Source organism: Pseudomonas sp. H9 (assembly GCF_004353925.1).
Classification (GTDB): Bacteria; Pseudomonadota; Gammaproteobacteria; order Pseudomonadales; family Pseudomonadaceae; genus Aquipseudomonas.
Window position 1 is genome coordinate 25,270 of sequence record NZ_SMOK01000023.1, and the last position, 18,395, is coordinate 43,664.

19 protein-coding genes are annotated in these 18,395 nt (G+C 61.0%); 10 read left to right on the forward strand and 9 right to left on the reverse strand.

Translation table 11 applies throughout. From position 1 onward, the window contains the following. Window positions 1-105 precede the first annotated feature (105 nt). From E1573_RS17725 to E1573_RS17735, 3 genes are all read left to right on the forward strand, one after another. Window positions 106-783 (forward strand): response regulator, encoded by a 678-nt coding sequence (locus tag E1573_RS17725; protein WP_133215881.1) that lies wholly within the window; start codon window positions 106-108, stop codon window positions 781-783. Continuing rightward, window positions 780-2,126, forward strand: coding sequence for an ATP-binding protein (locus tag E1573_RS17730; protein ID WP_133215882.1), 1,347 nt, complete (start codon window positions 780-782; stop codon window positions 2,124-2,126). Before E1573_RS17725 ends, E1573_RS17730 begins: the two co-directional genes overlap by 4 nt. A 289-nt stretch (window positions 2,127-2,415) precedes the next feature. Further along, window positions 2,416-3,738: a dicarboxylate/amino acid:cation symporter gene (locus E1573_RS17735; RefSeq protein WP_133215883.1), complete on the forward strand. Its 1,323-nt coding sequence runs from the start codon at window positions 2,416-2,418 to the stop codon at window positions 3,736-3,738. A 90-nt stretch (window positions 3,739-3,828) separates the two neighbouring features. Here the strand turns inward: E1573_RS17735 and E1573_RS17740 are convergent, their stop codons facing one another. Continuing rightward, entirely contained in the window at window positions 3,829-4,323 is a 495-nt protein-coding gene (locus E1573_RS17740) for a SprT family zinc-dependent metalloprotease (RefSeq protein WP_133215884.1), read from the reverse strand. A gap of 219 nt (window positions 4,324-4,542) precedes the next feature. Next, window positions 4,543-5,142 carry a Yip1 family protein gene (locus tag E1573_RS17745; RefSeq protein WP_133215885.1) on the reverse strand — a complete coding sequence of 200 codons (600 nt, stop codon included), beginning with the start codon at window positions 5,140-5,142 and terminating at the stop codon, window positions 4,543-4,545. 271 nt (window positions 5,143-5,413) lie between these two features. Between E1573_RS17745 and ttcA the strand changes: the two genes are divergently transcribed. Further along, window positions 5,414-6,238 (forward strand): tRNA 2-thiocytidine(32) synthetase TtcA, encoded by an 825-nt coding sequence (gene ttcA, locus E1573_RS17750; RefSeq protein WP_133215886.1) that lies wholly within the window; start codon window positions 5,414-5,416, stop codon window positions 6,236-6,238. A gap of 5 nt (window positions 6,239-6,243) precedes the next feature. Continuing rightward, complete coding sequence (locus E1573_RS17755; RefSeq protein ID WP_133215887.1) at window positions 6,244-6,915, forward strand: DNA-3-methyladenine glycosylase I; 672 nt, start codon at window positions 6,244-6,246, stop codon at window positions 6,913-6,915. A 59-nt stretch (window positions 6,916-6,974) separates the two neighbouring features. On the opposite strand, the gene E1573_RS17760 is transcribed toward E1573_RS17755, so the two are convergent. From E1573_RS17760 to arsC, 3 genes are read right to left on the reverse strand one after another with little or no spacing between them, the layout of a single operon-like run. Beyond that, window positions 6,975-7,385 (reverse strand): DUF2069 domain-containing protein, encoded by a 411-nt coding sequence (locus E1573_RS17760; RefSeq protein WP_133215888.1) that lies wholly within the window; start codon window positions 7,383-7,385, stop codon window positions 6,975-6,977. Next, complete coding sequence (gene wrbA / locus E1573_RS17765) at window positions 7,378-7,983, reverse strand: NAD(P)H:quinone oxidoreductase (protein WP_133215889.1); 606 nt, start codon at window positions 7,981-7,983, stop codon at window positions 7,378-7,380. Before wrbA ends, E1573_RS17760 begins: the two co-directional genes overlap by 8 nt. Next, entirely contained in the window at window positions 7,980-8,333 is a 354-nt protein-coding gene (arsC, locus tag E1573_RS17770) for an arsenate reductase (glutaredoxin) (RefSeq protein WP_133215890.1), read from the reverse strand. Before arsC ends, wrbA begins: the two co-directional genes overlap by 4 nt. Window positions 8,334-8,419: 86 nt before the next feature. Between arsC and E1573_RS17775 the strand changes: the two genes are divergently transcribed. Then, window positions 8,420-8,884 carry a TlpA disulfide reductase family protein gene (locus tag E1573_RS17775; RefSeq protein WP_133215891.1) on the forward strand — a complete coding sequence of 155 codons (465 nt, stop codon included), beginning with the start codon at window positions 8,420-8,422 and terminating at the stop codon, window positions 8,882-8,884. Between the two features lie 56 nt (window positions 8,885-8,940). Here the strand turns inward: E1573_RS17775 and E1573_RS17780 are convergent, their stop codons facing one another. The 4 genes from E1573_RS17780 to E1573_RS17795 form a co-directional block, all read right to left on the reverse strand. Continuing rightward, window positions 8,941-9,345, reverse strand: a complete 405-nt coding sequence (locus E1573_RS17780) for an META domain-containing protein (RefSeq protein ID WP_371925188.1) — start codon at window positions 9,343-9,345, stop codon at window positions 8,941-8,943. Beyond that, the gene (locus E1573_RS17785) at window positions 9,342-9,779 is read right to left on the reverse strand and encodes a hypothetical protein (protein ID WP_133215893.1); all 438 of its coding nucleotides are present in this window, start codon (window positions 9,777-9,779) and stop codon (window positions 9,342-9,344) included. The genes E1573_RS17780 and E1573_RS17785 overlap by 4 nt, the downstream gene beginning before the upstream one ends. A gap of 31 nt (window positions 9,780-9,810) precedes the next feature. Continuing rightward, a complete protein-coding gene (locus E1573_RS17790; RefSeq protein WP_133215894.1) occupies window positions 9,811-10,800 on the reverse strand; it encodes a 2-hydroxyacid dehydrogenase in 990 nt (329 codons plus the stop codon). Between the two features lie 66 nt (window positions 10,801-10,866). Beyond that, the gene (locus tag E1573_RS17795) at window positions 10,867-13,620 is read right to left on the reverse strand and encodes a response regulator (RefSeq protein WP_133215895.1); all 2,754 of its coding nucleotides are present in this window, start codon (window positions 13,618-13,620) and stop codon (window positions 10,867-10,869) included. Between the two features lie 216 nt (window positions 13,621-13,836). On the opposite strand from E1573_RS17795, the gene E1573_RS17800 reads away from it, so the two are divergent. From E1573_RS17800 to rlmD, 4 genes are all read left to right on the forward strand, one after another. After that, a complete protein-coding gene (locus E1573_RS17800) occupies window positions 13,837-14,553 on the forward strand; it encodes a response regulator transcription factor (protein ID WP_133215896.1) in 717 nt (238 codons plus the stop codon). 1 nt (window position 14,554) lies between these two features. Further along, the gene (locus tag E1573_RS17805) at window positions 14,555-15,901 is read left to right on the forward strand and encodes a sensor histidine kinase (protein ID WP_256659571.1); all 1,347 of its coding nucleotides are present in this window, start codon (window positions 14,555-14,557) and stop codon (window positions 15,899-15,901) included. A gap of 178 nt (window positions 15,902-16,079) precedes the next feature. After that, a complete protein-coding gene (gene cysM / locus E1573_RS17810) occupies window positions 16,080-16,982 on the forward strand; it encodes a cysteine synthase CysM (RefSeq protein ID WP_165957353.1) in 903 nt (300 codons plus the stop codon). Then, complete coding sequence (rlmD, locus tag E1573_RS17815; RefSeq protein ID WP_133215898.1) at window positions 16,982-18,340, forward strand: 23S rRNA (uracil(1939)-C(5))-methyltransferase RlmD; 1,359 nt, start codon at window positions 16,982-16,984, stop codon at window positions 18,338-18,340. The genes cysM and rlmD overlap by 1 nt, the downstream gene beginning before the upstream one ends. The last annotated feature ends 55 nt before the right edge of the window (window positions 18,341-18,395 follow it).

The following is an 18,395-nucleotide window of genomic DNA, read 5'->3' on the forward strand; positions in this document are numbered from 1 at the left end:
CCGACGCATGAGATTGCCCGAACCGGCTTGCAGGTGCACAGCCGGTTCGCTGTTATTCTGCAGGCGCAAGGTACTGCGCCGGAATTCTTTGCTAGGGAGGAACCTATGAAACTGCTGGTGGTTGAGGATGAGGCGCTGTTGCGTCATCACTTGTACAGCCGCTTGAGTGAAAGCGGGCACGTGGTTGAGGCCGTTCCGGATGCCGAAGAGGCGTTGTACCAGGCTGAGCAATACAACCACGACCTGGCGGTGATCGACCTGGGCCTGCCGGGCATGAGCGGGCTGGACCTGATCCGCCAATTGCGATCCCAAGGCAAGAGTTTCCCCATTCTGATCCTCACCGCGCGGGGCAACTGGCAAGACAAGGTTGAAGGCCTGGCGGCCGGTGCCGACGACTATGTGGTCAAGCCATTCCAGTTTGAAGAGCTGGAGGCGCGTCTCAATGCCCTGTTGCGTCGCTCCAGTGGCTTTGTCCAGTCGACTATTGCCGCCGGCCCGTTGCTGCTGGACCTGAACCGCAAGCAAGCGACCCTCGACGATGAGCCGCTGGCGCTGACAGCCTATGAGTACCGCATTCTTGAGTACCTGATGCGTCATCATCAGCAGGTGGTGGCCAAGGACCGTCTGATGGAGCAGTTGTACCCCGATGACGACGAGCGTGACCCGAATGTGATCGAAGTGCTGGTGGGCCGCCTGCGGCGTAAGCTGGAAGGCAGCAACGGTTTCAAACCGATCGATACGGTGCGCGGCCTGGGTTACCTGTTTACTGAGCGCTGCCGATGATTCGATCACTACGCCTGCGCTTGATGGTGGCTGCGGCGCTGTTGGCGGTATTGTTCATGCTGGCGCTGCTGCCGGCCTTGCAGAAGGCCTTCAGCCTGGCGTTGCAGGAAGCGATTGAAAAGCGCCTGGCTTCGGATGTCACCACCCTGATTTCCGCGGCGCGTATCGAGCACAACCAGTTGCAGATGCCGATGTTGCTGCCCGATGAACAGTTCAACCTGCCCGACAGTCGTTTGCTGGGTTACATCTACGATCGCCAGGGCAATTTGGTCTGGCGATCGCGGGCCACCGCCGATGAAAACATCAACTACACCCCGCGCTACGACGGGCGTGGCAACGAGTTTGCGCGGATCCGCCAGGACAATGGTGAGGAGTTTTTCGTCTACGACGTAGAGGTCAAACTGCTTGGCGGCAAAACTGCGGCTTTCAGCATTATTGCCCTGCAACCGGTGCGGGAGTACCAGCAAACCCTCAATGGCCTGCGCGAGCGCTTGTACCTGGGCTTTGGTGCGGCGCTATTGGCCTTGCTGATACTGCTCTGGGCCGGCCTGACCTGGGGGCTGCGTTCATTACGCCAGTTGAGCCGTGAACTGGACGATGTCGAATCCGGCGCCCGTGAAGGGCTGAGTGGTGAGCACCCTCGTGAGCTACTGCGCCTGACCGGCTCGCTGAACCGCTTGCTGCGCAGTGAGCGTGAGCAGCGCCAACGCTACCGCGATTCGTTGGGCGATCTGGCCCATAGCCTGAAAACCCCGTTGGCAGTGCTGCAAGGGGTGAGTGAAAGCATGGGCCAGCGCCGTGAAGACCGTGAACAGTCGCGGATTCTGCAAAGCCAGATCGAACGTATGAGCCAGCAGATCGACTACCAACTGCAGCGTGCCAGCCTGCGCAAGAGCGGCCTGGTGCGTCACCAGGTGGTGCTGAAGCCGCTGCTTGAAAGCTTGTGCAGCACCTTGGCCAAGGTGTATCGCGACAAACGAGTCGAGGTCATCCTCGATATTCCCGAGCACGCAGTGGTGCCGATGGAGCAGGGCGCTTTGCTGGAACTGCTCGGTAACTTGCTGGAGAACGCCTACCGTCTGTGCTTGAGCCAAGTGCGCATTAGTCTGCATACCCAGCCGTCACAGGTCGAGCTGTGTGTCGAGGACGATGGCCCCGGCGTTCCACCAGAGCAGCGCGAACGTATCCTGCAACGCGGCGAACGCCTGGATCGGCAGAACCCCGGGCAGGGTATCGGTCTGGCGGTGGTCAAGGACATCATCGACAGCTATGACGCCAGCCTTACCCTTGAAGACTCACCCTTGGGCGGCGCCGCCTTTCGCGTTCGCTTGAACCTCGACTGACCCTCTCCTGCGGTGGGCGGATAACCGCCATCCTTATCCTTGTGGAAAAGATGTCGGGCGGAAATCCGCCAAGTCGCTCGACATTTCTGCTTCCTCATTGTGCGTAAAACCCCCGTAAATACGGGGCTTGCACCGCTAAAGCGCATTTTGGCACCGGGCTTGCTATTGCCCAGACAGAGTTCTGCCAGGCAGCTCGACACAACAAATCCCTCCAGTGCAGGAGGGTTCGCGCTTTAGGTACCCCTCGCGTCCTGGGAAGGATCGGGCCGGTACACTTGAGGAAATAGCCATGACGACGCGTCAGCCACTGTACAAATCGCTGTATATCCAGGTGTTAGTAGCGATCACCATCGGTATCCTGCTGGGCCACTACTACCCCGAAACCGGCGTTGCCCTGAAACCGCTGGGTGACGGGTTCGTCAAACTGATCAAGATGGTCATCGCCCCGATCATCTTCTGCACCGTGGTCAGCGGCATCGCTGGCATGCAAAGCATGAAGTCGGTCGGCAAAACCGGTGGCTATGCGCTGCTCTACTTCGAAATCGTCTCGACCATTGCCCTGATCATTGGCCTGGTCGTGGTCAACGTGGTCCAGCCTGGCGCCGGCATGCACATCGACGTCAGCACCCTGAACGCCAGCAGCGTGGCCGCCTATGCCGCCGCCGGCGCGCAGCAGACCACCGTCGGCTTCCTGCTCAACATCATCCCTAACACCGTCGTCGGCGCCTTCGCCAACGGTGACATCCTGCAAGTGCTGATGTTCTCGGTGATCTTCGGCTTTGCCCTGCATCGCCTGGGTGCCTATGGCAAACCGCTGCTGGACCTGATCGACCGCTTCGCGCATGTCATGTTCAACATCATCAACATGATCATGAAGCTGGCGCCAGTCGGTGCCTTTGGTGCCATGGCCTTCACCATCGGCCAGTACGGCGTGGGGTCGCTGGTGCAACTGGGCTACCTGATGGCCTGCTTCTACGTCACCTGTGTGTTCTTCATTCTGGTGGTACTGGGCGGTATCGCCCGTGCTCACGGCTTCAGCATCCTCAAGCTGATCCGCTACATCCGTGAAGAGCTGATGATCGTACTCGGCACCTCGTCGTCCGAGTCGGCGCTGCCACGCATGCTGACCAAAATGGAGCGCCTGGGTGCGAAGAAGTCGGTGGTTGGCCTGGTCATCCCGACGGGCTACTCGTTCAACCTCGACGGTACCTCGATCTACCTGACCATGGCTGCGGTGTTCATCGCTCAGGCTACTGACACCACCATGGACATCACCCACCAGATCACCTTGCTGCTGGTGCTGCTGGTAGCGTCCAAAGGTGCTGCCGGTGTCACCGGTTCGGGCTTTATCGTGCTGGCGGCGACCCTGTCGGCTGTTGGTCACCTGCCGGTGGCCGGCCTGGCGCTGATCCTGGGTATCGACCGCTTCATGTCCGAGGCCCGTGCCCTGACCAACCTGATTGGTAACGCGGTTGCGACCGTGGTAGTGGCCAAGTGGGTCAAGGAACTGGACGAAGACAAACTGCACACGGAACTGGCTTCCGGTGGTTCGCCGCTGGTTGATACCCGCCCGATGGATGACCTGGGTGTGGCTGAAGGTCCGGCTCGCTAATAAGCAGTAGTAAGCTATTTTCGCGGGGCAAGCCCGCTCCCACAGAGGTGCATGATCTTCTGTGGGAGCGGGCTTGCCCCGCGATGCTTTCTACTCCACCCGCGTCTCGCCGCTATACACCAAGGTATGCCGGCAGCGCCGACACAGGTAGCGCCGCCCCTGGCGCACCAGGCTGTGACGTTGGGCCGAGAAGGGGAAGTCGCTGTCGGCACACGGGCAGCGATAGATGTAGCGGGTCACCGTGCGCCGCTTCACCGCATAGTTGTGGCAACGATTGGGCGGCAGCTCATACACGCCACGCATGATCAACTGCCATTCCTCACCGTGCGGCTGGATGCGGTCACCAAACAGCTGGTGAGCCACCAGGTGGGCCACTTCGTGGGCAACGGTTTGTTTGAGGAAGTCTTCGCTGTTTTCACGGTACAGCTGTAGGTTGAAGCGCAGCAGGTTCTCGTGCAAATGGGCGACACCGGCCTTTTGCCCTCGCAGCTTGAAGCTGACTTCGGGGCGCGGGAAGGGGCGTTTGAAAAAGGTTTCGGCTTGCTGGTAACAGGTTTCGACGCGGGATTTGAGCAGTTCGGGCATATCGGGGAACACTCCTGACCAGCAATTATGCCGCAACCGCTACGGCGCTGCCGAGCCACCTGTCAGCGCACAGCATCAGGCCACCTTGCGGTGGCCTGATGGTTATTGCGCCTATGTTGCTGCTTTTCTAATAGTTGTAGGAGCGGGCTTGCCCCGCGATGGCGGTGTATCAGTCACATCGTATCGCGGGGCAAGCCCGCTCCTACTCAAGCAATGACACTAGTTTGTATACACAGGTCCCACGCCAAGTCCCCAGACGATCACGGTGAAGGCCATGATGGCTACCAGCACCACCAGGCCGACCGCCAGTACCGAACTCGAGAACAAAAAGCCTTCATCCGAAGGTATGTTCATGAAGGTCGGCAGGCCGACATAGAGCAGGTAAACCGTGTAGCACACGGCTGCCGTGCCGATGATCATTCCCAGCCACAGGTGGGGGTAGAGCGCCGCCAGGCCGCCAATGAATAGCGGCGTTGCGGTGTACGTCGCGAACGCTATGCAGCGGGTCAAGCTCGGGTTGGCGTCGTAGGTGCGCGCCATCCAGTGAATGAACGCGCCCATAACGGCCACGCCAGCCAGCATTGCCAGGTACGACATGATGGTCATCCATAGCGCGCTTTCCTGGGTCAACATGACCGGGGCGCGATCGCCGATGACCCAGCCTACCTGGGTGGTGCCGATAAAAGCTGATACGGCGGGGATGGCCGCCAGAATCAGGGTATGGGTCAGGTACATGTGGCTGATGCTTTCTTCCTCGCCACGGATTTCTTTCCATTCTTGGTCAGGATGGGTAAACAGCCCCAATACGTGATGGATCATGCCAGTCACTCCTTCCGTTGTTGCCATCGCCCCCCAGCGGAGCGCTTGCGACCCCAAGTGATGGGGGCCAGAGGATCGAGGTCACCTTTGATGTGGCCTTATGTCGCAGTATAGGAAGGAGTTAGCTGCTCAAAGCCCGCTTTTTAGAGCAAATTGCGCTGTCAGCGTGGCGGCTAATCACCTTGCAGTCTTTATCGGATTGGCCTACGCCTGGCGGCGGTTTGTGCGTAAAATAGGCCGCTTTTGTCACACCTCGCGGATTCCAAGCGCTATGGGCACCCTTTCGGTCAACCAGAACAAACTGCAAAAACGCCTGCGTCGTCTCGCTGGCGAAGCCATCACTGACTTCAACATGATCGAAGACGGTGACAAGGTCATGGTCTGCCTGTCGGGCGGCAAAGACAGCTACACCATGCTCGATGTTCTGCTGTACCTGCAGAAAGTGGCGCCGATCAAGTTCGAAATCGTCGCGGTGAACATGGACCAGAAGCAACCTGGTTTCCCCGAGCATGTGCTGCCGGCCTACCTCAAGGGCCTGGGCGTTGAGTACCACATCGTCGAGAAAGACACCTACTCGGTGGTCAAGGAGCTGGTCCCGGAAGGCAAGACCACTTGCTCGCTGTGCTCGCGCCTGCGCCGCGGCACCCTGTACACCTTCGCCGACGAAATCGGCGCGACCAAGATGGCGCTGGGTCACCACCGTGACGACATCGTCGAGACCTTCTTCCTCAATATGTTCTTCAACGGCACGCTCAAGGCCATGCCGCCGAAGCTGCGTGCTGACGACGGTCGCAACGTGGTGATTCGCCCGCTGGCCTACTGCAGCGAGAAAGACATCCAGGCCTATTCGGACCTGAAAGAATTCCCGATCATTCCGTGCAACCTGTGCGGCTCGCAGGAAAACCTGCAACGTCAGGTGGTCAAGGACATGCTGGTGGAGTGGGAACGCAAAACCCCAGGCCGTACCGAGAGCATCTTCCGTGGCTTGCAGAACGTAGTGCCATCGCAGCTGGCCGACCGTAACCTGTTCGACTTCGTCAACCTGAAGATCGACGACACCGCACCGCCACGCTTCCTCGACGTGCTGAATATCTGACCGGCATGCGTGACTATCAATGGCTGTACGAGTACTGCCTGAATCGCTTCGGCTCCGCTGAGGCGCTGGAGGCGTACCTGCCTCAGGCGAAAACGCCGGAGCAGCTGCGGGCCATCAGCGCTGACCGTTACCTCTCGATGTTGGCCCTGCGGGTGTTTCGCGCGGGGCTCAAGCACAGCCTGGTCGACGCCAAATGGCCGGCCTTTGAGCAGGTGTTCTTTGGCTTCGACCCGCACAAGGTTGTGCTGATGGGGGCTGAGCATCTGGAGCGGTTGATGCAGGACACCCGGATCATCCGCCACCTGGGCAAGCTCAAGAGCGTACCGCGTAATGCGCAGATGATCCTTGATGTTGAACAGCAGCAGGGCAGCTTCGGCAACCTGATTGCCGACTGGCCGGTGACTGATATCGTCGGTTTGTGGAAATACCTGGCCAAGCATGGCAATCAGCTGGGCGGGCTATCGGCACCGCGGTTCTTGCGCATGATTGGCAAGGACACGTTCATTCCCACCGATGACATGAGTGCCGCATTGATTGCGCAGGACATCATCGACAAGCCGCCGACCAGTCAGCGTGATCTGGCGTTGGTGCAGGCAGCGTTCAATCAGTGGCATGCCGACAGTGGCCGGCCGCTGTGCCAGTTGTCGGTGATGCTGGCGCATACCGTCAATCATTGAGACTTATCGCGGGGCAAGCCCGCTCCCACGGTGGGAGCGGGCTTGCCCCGCGATGCTTTTCAGCTTTCGCCAGCCAAGCGCCGGTCATACTGAAAACGCCAGCGCACATACAGCAAAGCGCTAACGAACAGCGCCAGGCTGATCGCCACTTCCAGCCAGCCGAACAACGCCCGCGCCGGGTCAAACGCGGCCAGTACCCCTTTGATGAAGTACAGGTTGACCACGAAGCAGGTCCAGGCATGGGCGCGCGCATTACCCAGCAAAATGCCCGGCAATAGCAGCGCCAGCGGCACCAGCTCGACCGCGAGGATCACGCTGATGCGTGCACCGTGCAGGTCGGCGAACAGCAGATTGTTGACTGTCAGCAGGGCGATCAGGCCGAAAAAACTCGCCAGGCTCAGCGCCCGCGCCAAGCGCAGGCGGGGTGCCAGCCAGTCGATCGAAGGCAGCACCTTGGGCTTTTTAGCCACGGCCGTTCTCCAGCAGTTTGGCGGTGGTTGCCAGGCGTTGCCCCAAAGCGCGGCACAGGGCGATTTCGTCGGCGTCCAGGTCGCGTTTACCGTCGGCCCCGGCGTGGTGGCTGGCGCCATAAGGCGTACCGCCGCCACGGGTTTCCAGCAGCGCCGACTCGCTGTAGGGCAGGCCCATGATCAGCATGCCGTGGTGCATCAATGGCAGCAGCATCGACAACAAGGTTGATTCCTGGCCACCGTGCAGGCTGGCGGTCGAGGTGAACGCTGCTGCCGGTTTGCCCACCAGGCCACCGCTGAGCCACAGGCTGCTGGTGCCATCGATGAAGTACTTGAGCGGCGCGGCCATGTTGCCGAAGCGCGTTGGGCTGCCCAGGGCCAGGCCCGAGCAGTGGCGCAGGTCGTCCAGGGTGGCATACAGCGCACCTGACTCTGGGATGTCTGGGGCGACTGCCTCGCACTCGGTGGAAATCGCCGGAACGGTGCGGATGCGCGCTTCCAGGCCGGCCATCTCGACGCCACGGGCGATCTGCCGGGCCATCTCGCTGGTCGAGCCGTGGCGGCTGTAGAACAGAATCAGGATGTACGGTGCGCTCACGGCAGGATCTCCAGCACCTTCTCCGGTGGACGACCGATCACCGCTTTGTTTCCAGCGACCAGAATCGGCCGCTCAATCAGTTTCGGATGCTTGGCCATGGCGTCGATCAGTTGCGCATCGCTCAGCGCCAGATCGGCCAGGTTCAGTTCCTTGTATTCGTCTTCACCGCTGCGCAGTAGCTGGCGTGCACCGATGCCGAGCTTTTCCAGCAGAGCCTTGAGGGTTGCTGCGTCGGGCGGGGTTTCCAGGTAGCGAACCACCGTCGGAGCCAGGCCGCGCGCTTCGAGCAGTTCAAGCGCGCCGCGGGATTTGGAGCAGCGTGGATTGTGATAGAGGGTCAGATCAGTCATGTTCGGGTCGCATCCAGCAGGGTGTGGCGGCTATTCTAACCGCAGCGACTTCGCATTTTGCTTGAATCTTAGAGAAGGATTGACCCATGACAAGGCGTTTGGCAGCAGCACTGGCCATCACCGCGAGCTTGTTGCTCGGCGGTTGCGGTGCAGACTACGGCCTGGACCAGAACGGCCAGACCGTAAAAGCCGAGCAGATTGACGGGCACTGGCTGGTGCTCAATTACTGGGCTGAATGGTGTGGCCCATGCCGGACTGAAATTCCGGAACTCAATGCCGCCGCCAAACAGTGGCAGACCCAAGGCATCAAGGTGGTCGGAGTGAACTTCGACGGCCTGCAGGGGGAAGAGCTGAAAAAAGCCAGTGAAGCCCTCGGTATCGGCTTCACCGTGCTGGCCACCGACCCGGCCGAGCGTTATGAGCTGCCGCGCAGCGAAGCCTTGCCGGTGACCTACATCATCGATGACAAGGGCAAGGTGCGTGAGCAGTTGATGGGCGAGCAGACCCTGGAAGGGCTGAACGCGAAGATCAAGGCGCATAAGGGCGCCTGACCTTCGCGGGGCAAGCCCGCTCCCACGGTAGGAGCGGGCTTGCCCCGCGATGCGTTTCAGCCTTCTTCAGGCCAGAAACGCAGAGGTTTGCCCTCGGCCGGCCAGAAACGCACCTGCTCGATCGGCGAGATATCCCAGCGCTGCACGGTTTCCAGCGCCTGGAGGAAGCGTTTTTCCTGTTCCATCAAGGCCGGTGCACACAGCTTGCGGGTGCTTCCGACCTTGCCGAACGTCAGTTTGTGGCCGTCAAGCTGGTAAGGCGCGAACCAGTGGTTGCAGCCGGCGTTACCGTACGCCCGGCCATCTTCGGCCAAGGTCAGGGTCAGGTGGCTGTAATCCATCAGCGGGCGTTCACCAATCCACTCCAGCAGATAGCTACGCTCTTGTTCCAGCTTCATCGGCTCTGCGGCGCAACCCAAGAGGGCGGTACCGGCCAGGGCTGAGAGCAACAGGGTTTTCACTGGGCCGTCTCCTTGCATTTCGGGCACAGGTGTTTGTCGCCACGGCTGCTCCAGCCCAGCTCGGCGATGCGTGCAGTCGCGGCGGGTTGCAGGGCTTTCTTGCCCAGTTTGGCATCAACGGCGAATTCGAAGCTCAGGTTAGCCTGACAGCTGTCGCAATTGACCTCCCAGGTGTGGATGGCCAGTTCGCCGAACACCGGGCCGCTGGCAACCGCAACCCACTGGCCGCTCGGGTTGATCAGGTGGCGTACGGTTTCCACGGTCAGGCGCATGGACAGATCCTTGCTGCCCTTGAGGGTGACCAGCAAGATGTCATGCTTTTGAATCGAACCACCGTTGCCGGTCACCTGGTAGCGGCCTGGCACCAAGGCGCGGCATTCGATCAGTGTGTGTTGCGGGTTAAACAGGTTGTAGCGGAAATCGTGTTCGACCATGGGTCCTCCAAATCTGCCGCGTATCCTAGCATCAACCCTCGACCAAGTTTTGCGGATTGCCTGCCGCCCAGCGGGTAATGTTATCGAGTGTCGTTTCGGCGATGGCCGCCAGGGCTTCGCGGGTCAGGAAGGCCTGGTGGGCGGTGACGATGACATTGGGGAAGGTCAACAAGCGTGCCAGCACGTCGTCTTGCAGCGGCAGGTCGGAGCGGTCTTCGAAGAACAGCTGGGCTTCTTCTTCGTAGACATCCAGGCCGAGGTAGCCCAACTGGCCGTCTTTCAGGGCTTCAATCAGCGCCGGGGTATCGATCAACGCGCCGCGCCCGGTGTTGATCAGCATGGCGCCTGGCTGCAGTTGTGCCAGGCTTTGCGCGTTGATCAAGTGACGGGTCTGTTCGGTCAAGGGGCAATGCAGGCTGATGATTTGTGCCTGGCGTAGCAGCTCGGGCAGTTCCAGGTAGCGGGCCCCCAGCGCCAGCAGCTCAGGGTTGGGGTAGGGGTCGTAGGCCAGTAGCTGGCAACCGAAACCGGCCATGATGCGGGCGAATGTGGCGCCGATCTGACCGGTACCGACCACGCCGACGGTCTTGCCGTGAAGGTCGAAGCCGGTCAGGCCGTGCAGGCTGAAATTGCCTTCGCGGGTACGGTTGTAGGCTCGGTGCAGGCGGCGGTTGAGGGCCAGGATCAGGGCGACGGCATGCTCCGCCACGGCATGAGGTGAGTACGCTGGTACACGAACCACCGCCAACCCCAGGTGTTTTGCCGCCGCAAGGTCGACATGGTTATAGCCGGCCGAACGCAGGGCGATCAGGCGCGTACCGCCCTGCGCCAGGCGTTTGAGCACCGGTGCGCTGAGGTCGTCGTTAATAAAGGCACAGACCACCTCATGGCCGCTGGCCAGCGCCGCGGTGTCTTCGGTCAGCCGCGCTGGCTGGAAGTGCAGCTCCAGGCCGTGGGCTGCCGGGGTGTTGTTGAAGCTGTCCTGGTCGTAGGTCTGGCTGCTGAAAAACAGTACGCGCATGGGATCTTCCTGAGTCAATTGCGGGGGCAGTCTAGCCGTCTTGGCTGCTCGTCACCTTGCTGCAGATCAGGCGCTCAGGCGCGCCTGGGCAGTGAGTCGGATAATCGCCCGGTCCAGTTCGTCCAGAGCACGGGGGGCTTCGGGGTCATTCTGTTTGAGCAAGGTTTCGCTGCGCTGGCAGGCTGCGCGTAACTGCGGTACCCCACAGTAGCGAGAGGCGCCGTTAAGGCGATGCACCCGCTCGATCATGCCGTTGCGGTCGGCGGCATCACGGGCGATACGAATCGCCTCGCGGTCAGCCTCCAGCGAAGCCAGCAACATGGCCAGCATATCGGCCGCAAGGTCGGGTTTGCCGGCAGCCAGGCGCAAACCTTCTTCCGGGTCGAGGACCTTGAGTTCACTGCTGTCGGCAATACGCGCTGGCAAGCGTTCGCTGTGCGAAGCGGCGAGGTTCAGGCCGGTCCATTTCAGCACGACTTGCGCCAGTTGGCGCTCACTGATCGGTTTGGTCAGGTAGTCGTCCATGCCGCTGTGCAGCAAGGCGCGCTTTTCGTTGGCCATGGCGTGGGCGGTGAGGGCAACAATAGGCAGTGGTGCGCCGCTCTGGCTGCTTTCCCAGCGGCGAATCTGCTCGGTGCATTCGCGACCGTCCATGCCCGGCATTTGCACATCCATCAACACCAGGTCGAAACGCTCGTCCTGAACAGCCTGAACGGCAGCATAGCCACTGTCGACCGCCAGCACCGACGCACCCATGTCTTCGAGCAGGGTTTGCACCAGCAGCAGGTTGGCCGGGTTGTCATCGACACACAATATTTTCGGCAGCGGTTGTTCAATGCCGGCCTTGGCCTCGCTGTTCATGCGCCGTGGCTGCACCAGCTCAAGCAGGGCGCGGCGCAATTTGCGGGTGCAGGGCGGTTTGGCCTGAAGCTGGCTGTGCGCGTTGGGCAGGTAAGGGTGGTACAGCGCCTGCTCGGTAGTTGGGCACAGTACCAACGCCTGGCAATCCAGGCGCTCCAGTTGCTGAATGTATTGGCCCAGGCGTTCCGGTGTAACGCTGTCGAGGTTGACTCCCAACACCGCAAGAGTGAACGGTTCTCCGGCCATCCGCGCAGCTGCCGTGGCATGCAGCAATGGGTCGATGGAGTTGAAGGCGGTTACACGCAGGCCGCAGTCTTCCAGTTGGTGCTCCAGGGCCTGACGCGCCAGTTCGTGGGCATCGACAATCGCTACCCGGCGGTCCACCAGCGATTGCAGCGGCAGGTCTTCGGCGTCGTCACGGGCTTTGGGCAAACGCACGCTGACCCAGAACTGCGAGCCTTCACCCGGTGTGCTGTCGACGCCGATCTCACCGCCCATTTGCTCGATCAGGCGTTTGGAAATCACCAGACCCAGGCCGGTACCGCCGGGTTGGCGAGACAATGAGTTGTCAGCCTGACTGAACGCCTGGAACAGTGCCCGCACATCCTGACTGGACAGGCCGATACCGGTGTCTTGCACGCTGATACGCAGTTGTACGCTGTCTTCGTGCTCTTCTTCGAGCATGGCGCGGGTGACGATGGTGCCTTCGCGGGTGAACTTGATGGCGTTGCTGATCAGGTTGGTGAGGATCTGCTTGAGGCGTAGCGGGTCGCCCACCAGCGACAACGGTGTATCGCGGTAGATCAGGCTGACCAGCTCCAGCTGCTTGGCATGTGCAGCGGGGGCAAGGATGGTCTGGGTGTCCTGGATCAGGTCGCGCAGGTTGAACGGAATGCTGTCCAGCACCAGTTTGCCGGCCTCGATCTTGGAGAAATCGAGAATCTCGTTGATGATCCCCAGCAAGCTGCTGGCCGACTTTTCGATGGTGCCGAGGTAATCGAGCTGACGCGGGGTCACTTCGCTTTTTTGCAACAGGTGGGTGAAGCCGAGGATGCCATTGAGCGGGGTGCGAATCTCGTGGCTCATGTTGGCGAGAAACTCGGACTTGATCCGGCTGGCCTCCAGGGCTTCCTTGCGTGCCATGTCCAGTTCGATGTTCTGGATCTCGATGGTTTCCAGGTTCTGGCGTACATCTTCGGTCGCCTGGTCGATGCTGTGCTGCAACTCTTCATGGGCGTTGTGCAGGGATTCGGCCATGCGGTTGATACCGGCTGCCAGCTCATCCATCTCGTAACTGCCCATTGCTGGCAAGCGCTCATCCAGGTTGCCGTCCCTGAGTTGAGTGACCGCGTGCTTGATCTGGCCGATCGGGTCATTGATCGTGCGGCTCATACGCAGCGCCAGCAAGGCTGTGCCGAGCAGGCCGAAGAAAATCAGCAGCAGGCTGGTAAACAGGCTGCGGTAACCGCGTAGCAGGGTACCGTCGTGGGACAGCTCGATTTCCACCCAGCCCAGCAGCCGGTCGGTTTGGCTCGGGATATGTTCGCCGGCCAGGTCACGATGATGGCCGAAAACCGGTAGCAAGTAGCGGGTGGCGTCTCTGCCGGTACGCTGCAGCATTTCGGTTCCGCCACCGGTGGGGGCCTGATTGAGCATGCTGGGCCCGGCGTGGGCCAGGCTGCTGCGCTCCGGGTTGAGCAGGGCGACGGCGCGCACATCGGCTTGTTCCAGGGTTTGGGCAGCGACGCGCTCCAGTTGGGCCAGGTCGCGGCGGGCCAGGGCCGGGGCCACCAGCGGCGCCAGGTGCTCGGCAATCATCTTGCCGCGCTGCAGCAATTGGGTTTGCAGTTCGTTCTGCTGCAGCCAGGTGAAATAGCTGCCCAGTACCAACGCCATCAAGCCAGCAGGCAACAAGGCCAGCAGCAATACTCGGCTGCGGATTCCCAAACTATTGAGCACGCAACTCTCCTGTGCCTGGCATGTGCTGTAAACGTCGTCGATTCAAGGCGACGGACCCAGTCGGAAAAGTACCGCGCCTGCTCGAGCAATGCACTCATTTGTAGCGACTTTCGATGTAGGCAAAATCCTTGTGGCGGTGCCGACTAGCAGTTGCGGGTTGAATGAGCAGGGTAATTACTCAATAATCGCGTAACTGAGAATTGCTAGCACCCGCCAATGAATCCCGAAGCCATTAGTGAATCCAGTGTACTTGCCATCGAGGATGACCCTGTCCTGGGCGCCCACCTGCACGAAACCTTGCAGCGTGGTGGCTTCAAGGTCACCTGGTGCAGAAGTGGGCGCGACGGTCTTGATGTGGCACGTCAGTCACGTTTCGACGTGGTCTTGATGGATATTCTGCTGCCTGGGCTTAACGGCCTGGACGTGCTGTCGAAGTTTCGTGAAAGCAGCTCGACGCCAGTGATCATGATGTCGGCCCTGGGTGCTGAGGCTGACCGTATCTGTGGCTTCCAACGAGGCGCTGATGACTACTTGCCCAAGCCGTTCAGCATGGCCGAATTGCAGGTGCGTATTGAAGCGATCCTGCGCCGTGTGGCGCTGGAACGCCGCCGCCAGGCGCCTGCTGCTGAGCCGGCTGGCGCCTTGCACTTCGACGAGCAGGCGTGTGATGTGCGCTGCGGCGAACAGTGGGCAGGGCTGACGTTGAGCGAGTATCGGCTGCTCGACACCTTGCACCGCAGCCATGAAGAAGTGCTGAGCAAGGCCTTCCTTTATCAGCAGGTGTTGCAGCGTGGCTATGCGCGCCATGACCGTAGTCTGGACATGCATGTCAGTCAGATCCGCCGCAAGCTCAAAGCCATCGGCTACCAGGAAAGGGAAGTGCGCACCGTGTGGGGCAAGGGGTACGTGCTCAGTGCCGCTGATCTCAACTGAATTGCCCAACCGCCACTCATTGTTCTGGAAACTGGCGATTTTGCTGGTGGGCTTCTGCCTGTTGATGATTGGCCTGAGCTGGAGCTGGGGCCGACACATGGAGACCCAGAACGCGTTCCTCTCTGAGCAGGCGCGGGCCACCCTGACTACCTATGCCGCCGAAGCCGAGCAGGCCTGGGAGCAGGGCGGGCAGTCAGGCGTCGATGCCTGGTTGGTCGATATGGCCGGCAGGGAGAACATCTGGGTGAATGTGCTCGGGCCTGACCTGCAGTCGCTGAGCAGTACACCGCTGACGCCTGAGCAAGCCCGCCGGGCCACCTTTCTGCGAGGGATCGACTGGCCAGTCAGCCGGCGCGTGATCGGTTTGCCCTGGATGCGTGTGCCCTTTGTCGAGCACCCCGAGCGTGGTTTGCTGGTGATCGAATTGCCGAAGCGCCTGATGCCGGGGCAATACCGCCTGTTCTGGCGGATCATGACCAACGGCATCATTCCCGGGTTGTTCACGTTATTACTGTGTATTGGCCTGTATCGCATGTTGATCATGCCGTTGATCCAACTGCGCGAGCAGGCCAATGCCTGGCGTGCGGATCAACTCTCGGCACGGGTCGCCAGTAGCACCACCAGTCGCCAGGATGAACTGGGTGAGCTGGGGCGTGCCTTCGATGACATGGCCGAACGCTTGCAGGGCACGGTTGCCTTGCAGCAGCAGATGTTGCGCGACCTGTCCCATGAGTTGCGTACCCCCTTGAGCCGACTGCGCGTCGCTTGTGAAGGCGAGGCCGACGCCGGGCAGTTGCGCGACCGCCTGAGCCGGGAAATCGACTGCATGCAACACTTGGTGGAGGATGCCTTGCAACTGGCATGGCTCGACACCGAGCGGGCGCCGCTGAGCAAAGAACCCATTCAAGTGCAGGCACTGTGGGAAATGCTCGCCGAAGACGCCTGCTTTGAAAGCACCTGGCCAACGGAGCAACTGCATTGCGCGCTGGACGCTTCGTGTTGGGTGCAGGGCAACCTCAACACCCTGGCCCAGGCGCTGGAGAACATCCTGCGCAATGCCATTCGTCATTCCCCTGCGACGGGGGTGATTCGCCTGGACGGCCGCCAGCAGGGCGATCACTGGCTGCTGTGGCTGGAGGATCAGGGAGGAGGCGTGGCCGAAACTGAACTGGAGCGTATCTTCGCACCGTTTACCCGACTGGACGGCTCGCGCCCCGGGGATGGTGGCTTCGGCCTGGGCCTGAGCATCGCCCGCAACGCCATCGCCCGCCAAGGCGGCCGCCTGTGGGCGCAAAATACCGGCGAAGGCTTGCGCTTGAACATCCAACTACCGATAGCCTCAGCTTGACCGTGTAGGAGCGGGCTTGCCCCGCGATTGCGGTGTGTCTGGTAAACAGCAATCGCGGGGCAAGCCCGCTCCTACAGCTTATAGCTTCCAGCTATAAACCAAACACATTGCGTGATATGGGCTGCGCGCGTTTGCCGGTATGATAGGCGCCCCCGCAGTCTGGATTGCGAACTACGCCATGACCTTGCAGTACCCAACCATCGCCGATTGCGTCGGCAACACGCCTCTGGTCCGCCTGCAGCGCATTGCCGGTGAGACCAGCAACACCCTCCTGCTCAAGCTTGAAGGTAATAACCCGGCAGGTTCGGTCAAAGACCGCCCGGCGCTGTCGATGATCACCCGCGCCGAGCTGCGTGGGCAGATCAAGCCCGGTGATACCCTGATCGAAGCGACCTCCGGCAACACCGGGATCGCCTTGGCCATGGCGGCGGCGATCAAGGGTTACAAGATGATCCTGATCATGCCGGACAACTCCAGTGCCGAACGCAAAGCGGCAATGACCGCTTATGGCGCCGAGCTGATTCTGGTCAGCAAGGAAGAAGGCATGGAAGGCGCTCGTGATCTGGCCGACCGTCTGCAGGCCGATGGCCGTGGTCTGGTGCTCGACCAGTTTGGCAACGGTGACAATCCCGAAGCCCACTACGTCAGCACCGGTCCGGAAATCTGGCAGCAGACCAACGGCACCATCACCCATTTCGTCAGCTCCATGGGTACCACCGGCACCATCATGGGCTGCTCGCGTTACCTCAAAGAGCAGAACCCGGCTGTACAGATCGTTGGTTTGCAGCCGATGGAAGGCTCGGCGATCCCGGGCATTCGTCGCTGGCCCGAAGAGTACCTGCCGAAAATCTACCAGGCTGACCGCGTTGATCGCGTGGTCGACATGGCCCAGAGCGAAGCCGAAGAGACCACCCGCCGATTGGCCCGGGAAGAGGGCATTTTCTGTGGTGTGTCCTCCGGTGGTGCAGTGGCGGCGATGTTGCGCCTGTCGCGCGAGCTGGAAAACGCCGTGATCGTGGCAATTATTTGTGACCGTGGCGACCGTTACCTGTCGACCGGTATTTTCGACGCGGCGAACTGATGTCCAAAAGTAAACGTAACAGCGGCCTGCGCTTCCAGCCGGCCGGCGGTAGCCGTACGCCGCAGATTCCTGCCGGTAAAAAGCAGCGCCTGCGTATCGAGCGCCTGGCCGGTGATGGGCGCGGTATTGCCTTTCTCGAAGGGCGCACCTGGTTTGTCAGTGGTGCGCTGGCCGAGGAAGACGTCGAAGCACGCGTGCTCAATGCCCACGGCAAAGTGGTCGAGGCGCGCCTGGAGCGGGTCTTTACCGCCAGCCCGGCGCGTCGTGAAGCACCGTGCAAGCATTTTGATCGCTGCGGCGGCTGCAACCTGCAGCACTTGCCGCATGCCGATCAACTGGCCCTCAAGCAGCGCTTGCTGGCTGAGCAGTTGCAAAGGGTCGCTGGGGTCACTCCCGAGCGCTGGGCCAGCCCCCTGACCGGCCCCGAGTTTGGTTACCGGCGTCGGGCGCGGGTTGCGGTACGTTGGGACAACAAAGCCAAGAAGCTTGAAGTCGGGTTCCGCGCCGAGGCCAGCCAGGACATCGTCGCTATCGATGACTGCCCGGTGCTGGTACAGCCCTTGCAGGCAATCATGCGTCACTTGCCGCTGTTACTGCAGAGCTTGAGCAAGCCGCAGGTGATCGGCCATGTCGAGTTGTTCAGTGGCACGGCCGTGGCTTTGCTGCTGCGCCATACCGCGCCGTTGGCGGAAGGCGACCTGGCGCGCGTGCAGGCATTTTGCGCAGAGGCCCAGGTGCAGCTGTGGTTGCAGGGAGAGGGTGAACCTTATCCGCATGATGCTGGTCAGACCCTCGGTTTTACCCTGGCACCCTGGAACCTGGAGCTGGCGTACCGGCCCGGGGATTTTGTGCAGGTCAATGCCGAGGTCAATACAGCAATGATCGAGCAGGCGTTGGCCTGGCTGGCGCCACAAGCCGACGAGCGTGTGCTTGATCTGTTCTGCGGCCTGGGCAATTTCGCCCTGCCTCTGGCCCGGCAAGTGCGGGAAGTCGTGGCGGTGGAAGGGGTGCAGGCGATGGTCGAGCGGGCAGCGGCCAATGCCCGCAACAACAATTTGCATAACACGCAGTTTTTTCAGGCCGATTTATCGCAGCCTTTGTCTGCCTCCAGCTGGGCCGCTGGAGGCTTTTCTGCGGTACTCTTGGACCCACCGCGAGACGGTGCCTACGAGGTAGTGCGAAATATTGCAGACCTTGGAGCGAAACGTCTTGTATATGTATCGTGCAACCCGGCAACCCTGGCCCGCGACACGCTCGAGCTGGTCAGGCAGGGTTACCGGCTAAAATGTGCCGGGATTCTCGACATGTTTCCTCAAACGGCGCATGTCGAAGCCATGGCGTTATTCGAAGCGGGCTAGCGGGACTGGCGCGTCAGGCGCTGCACCTTGGGTCCGGCAGGGGCAGCACCAGTGA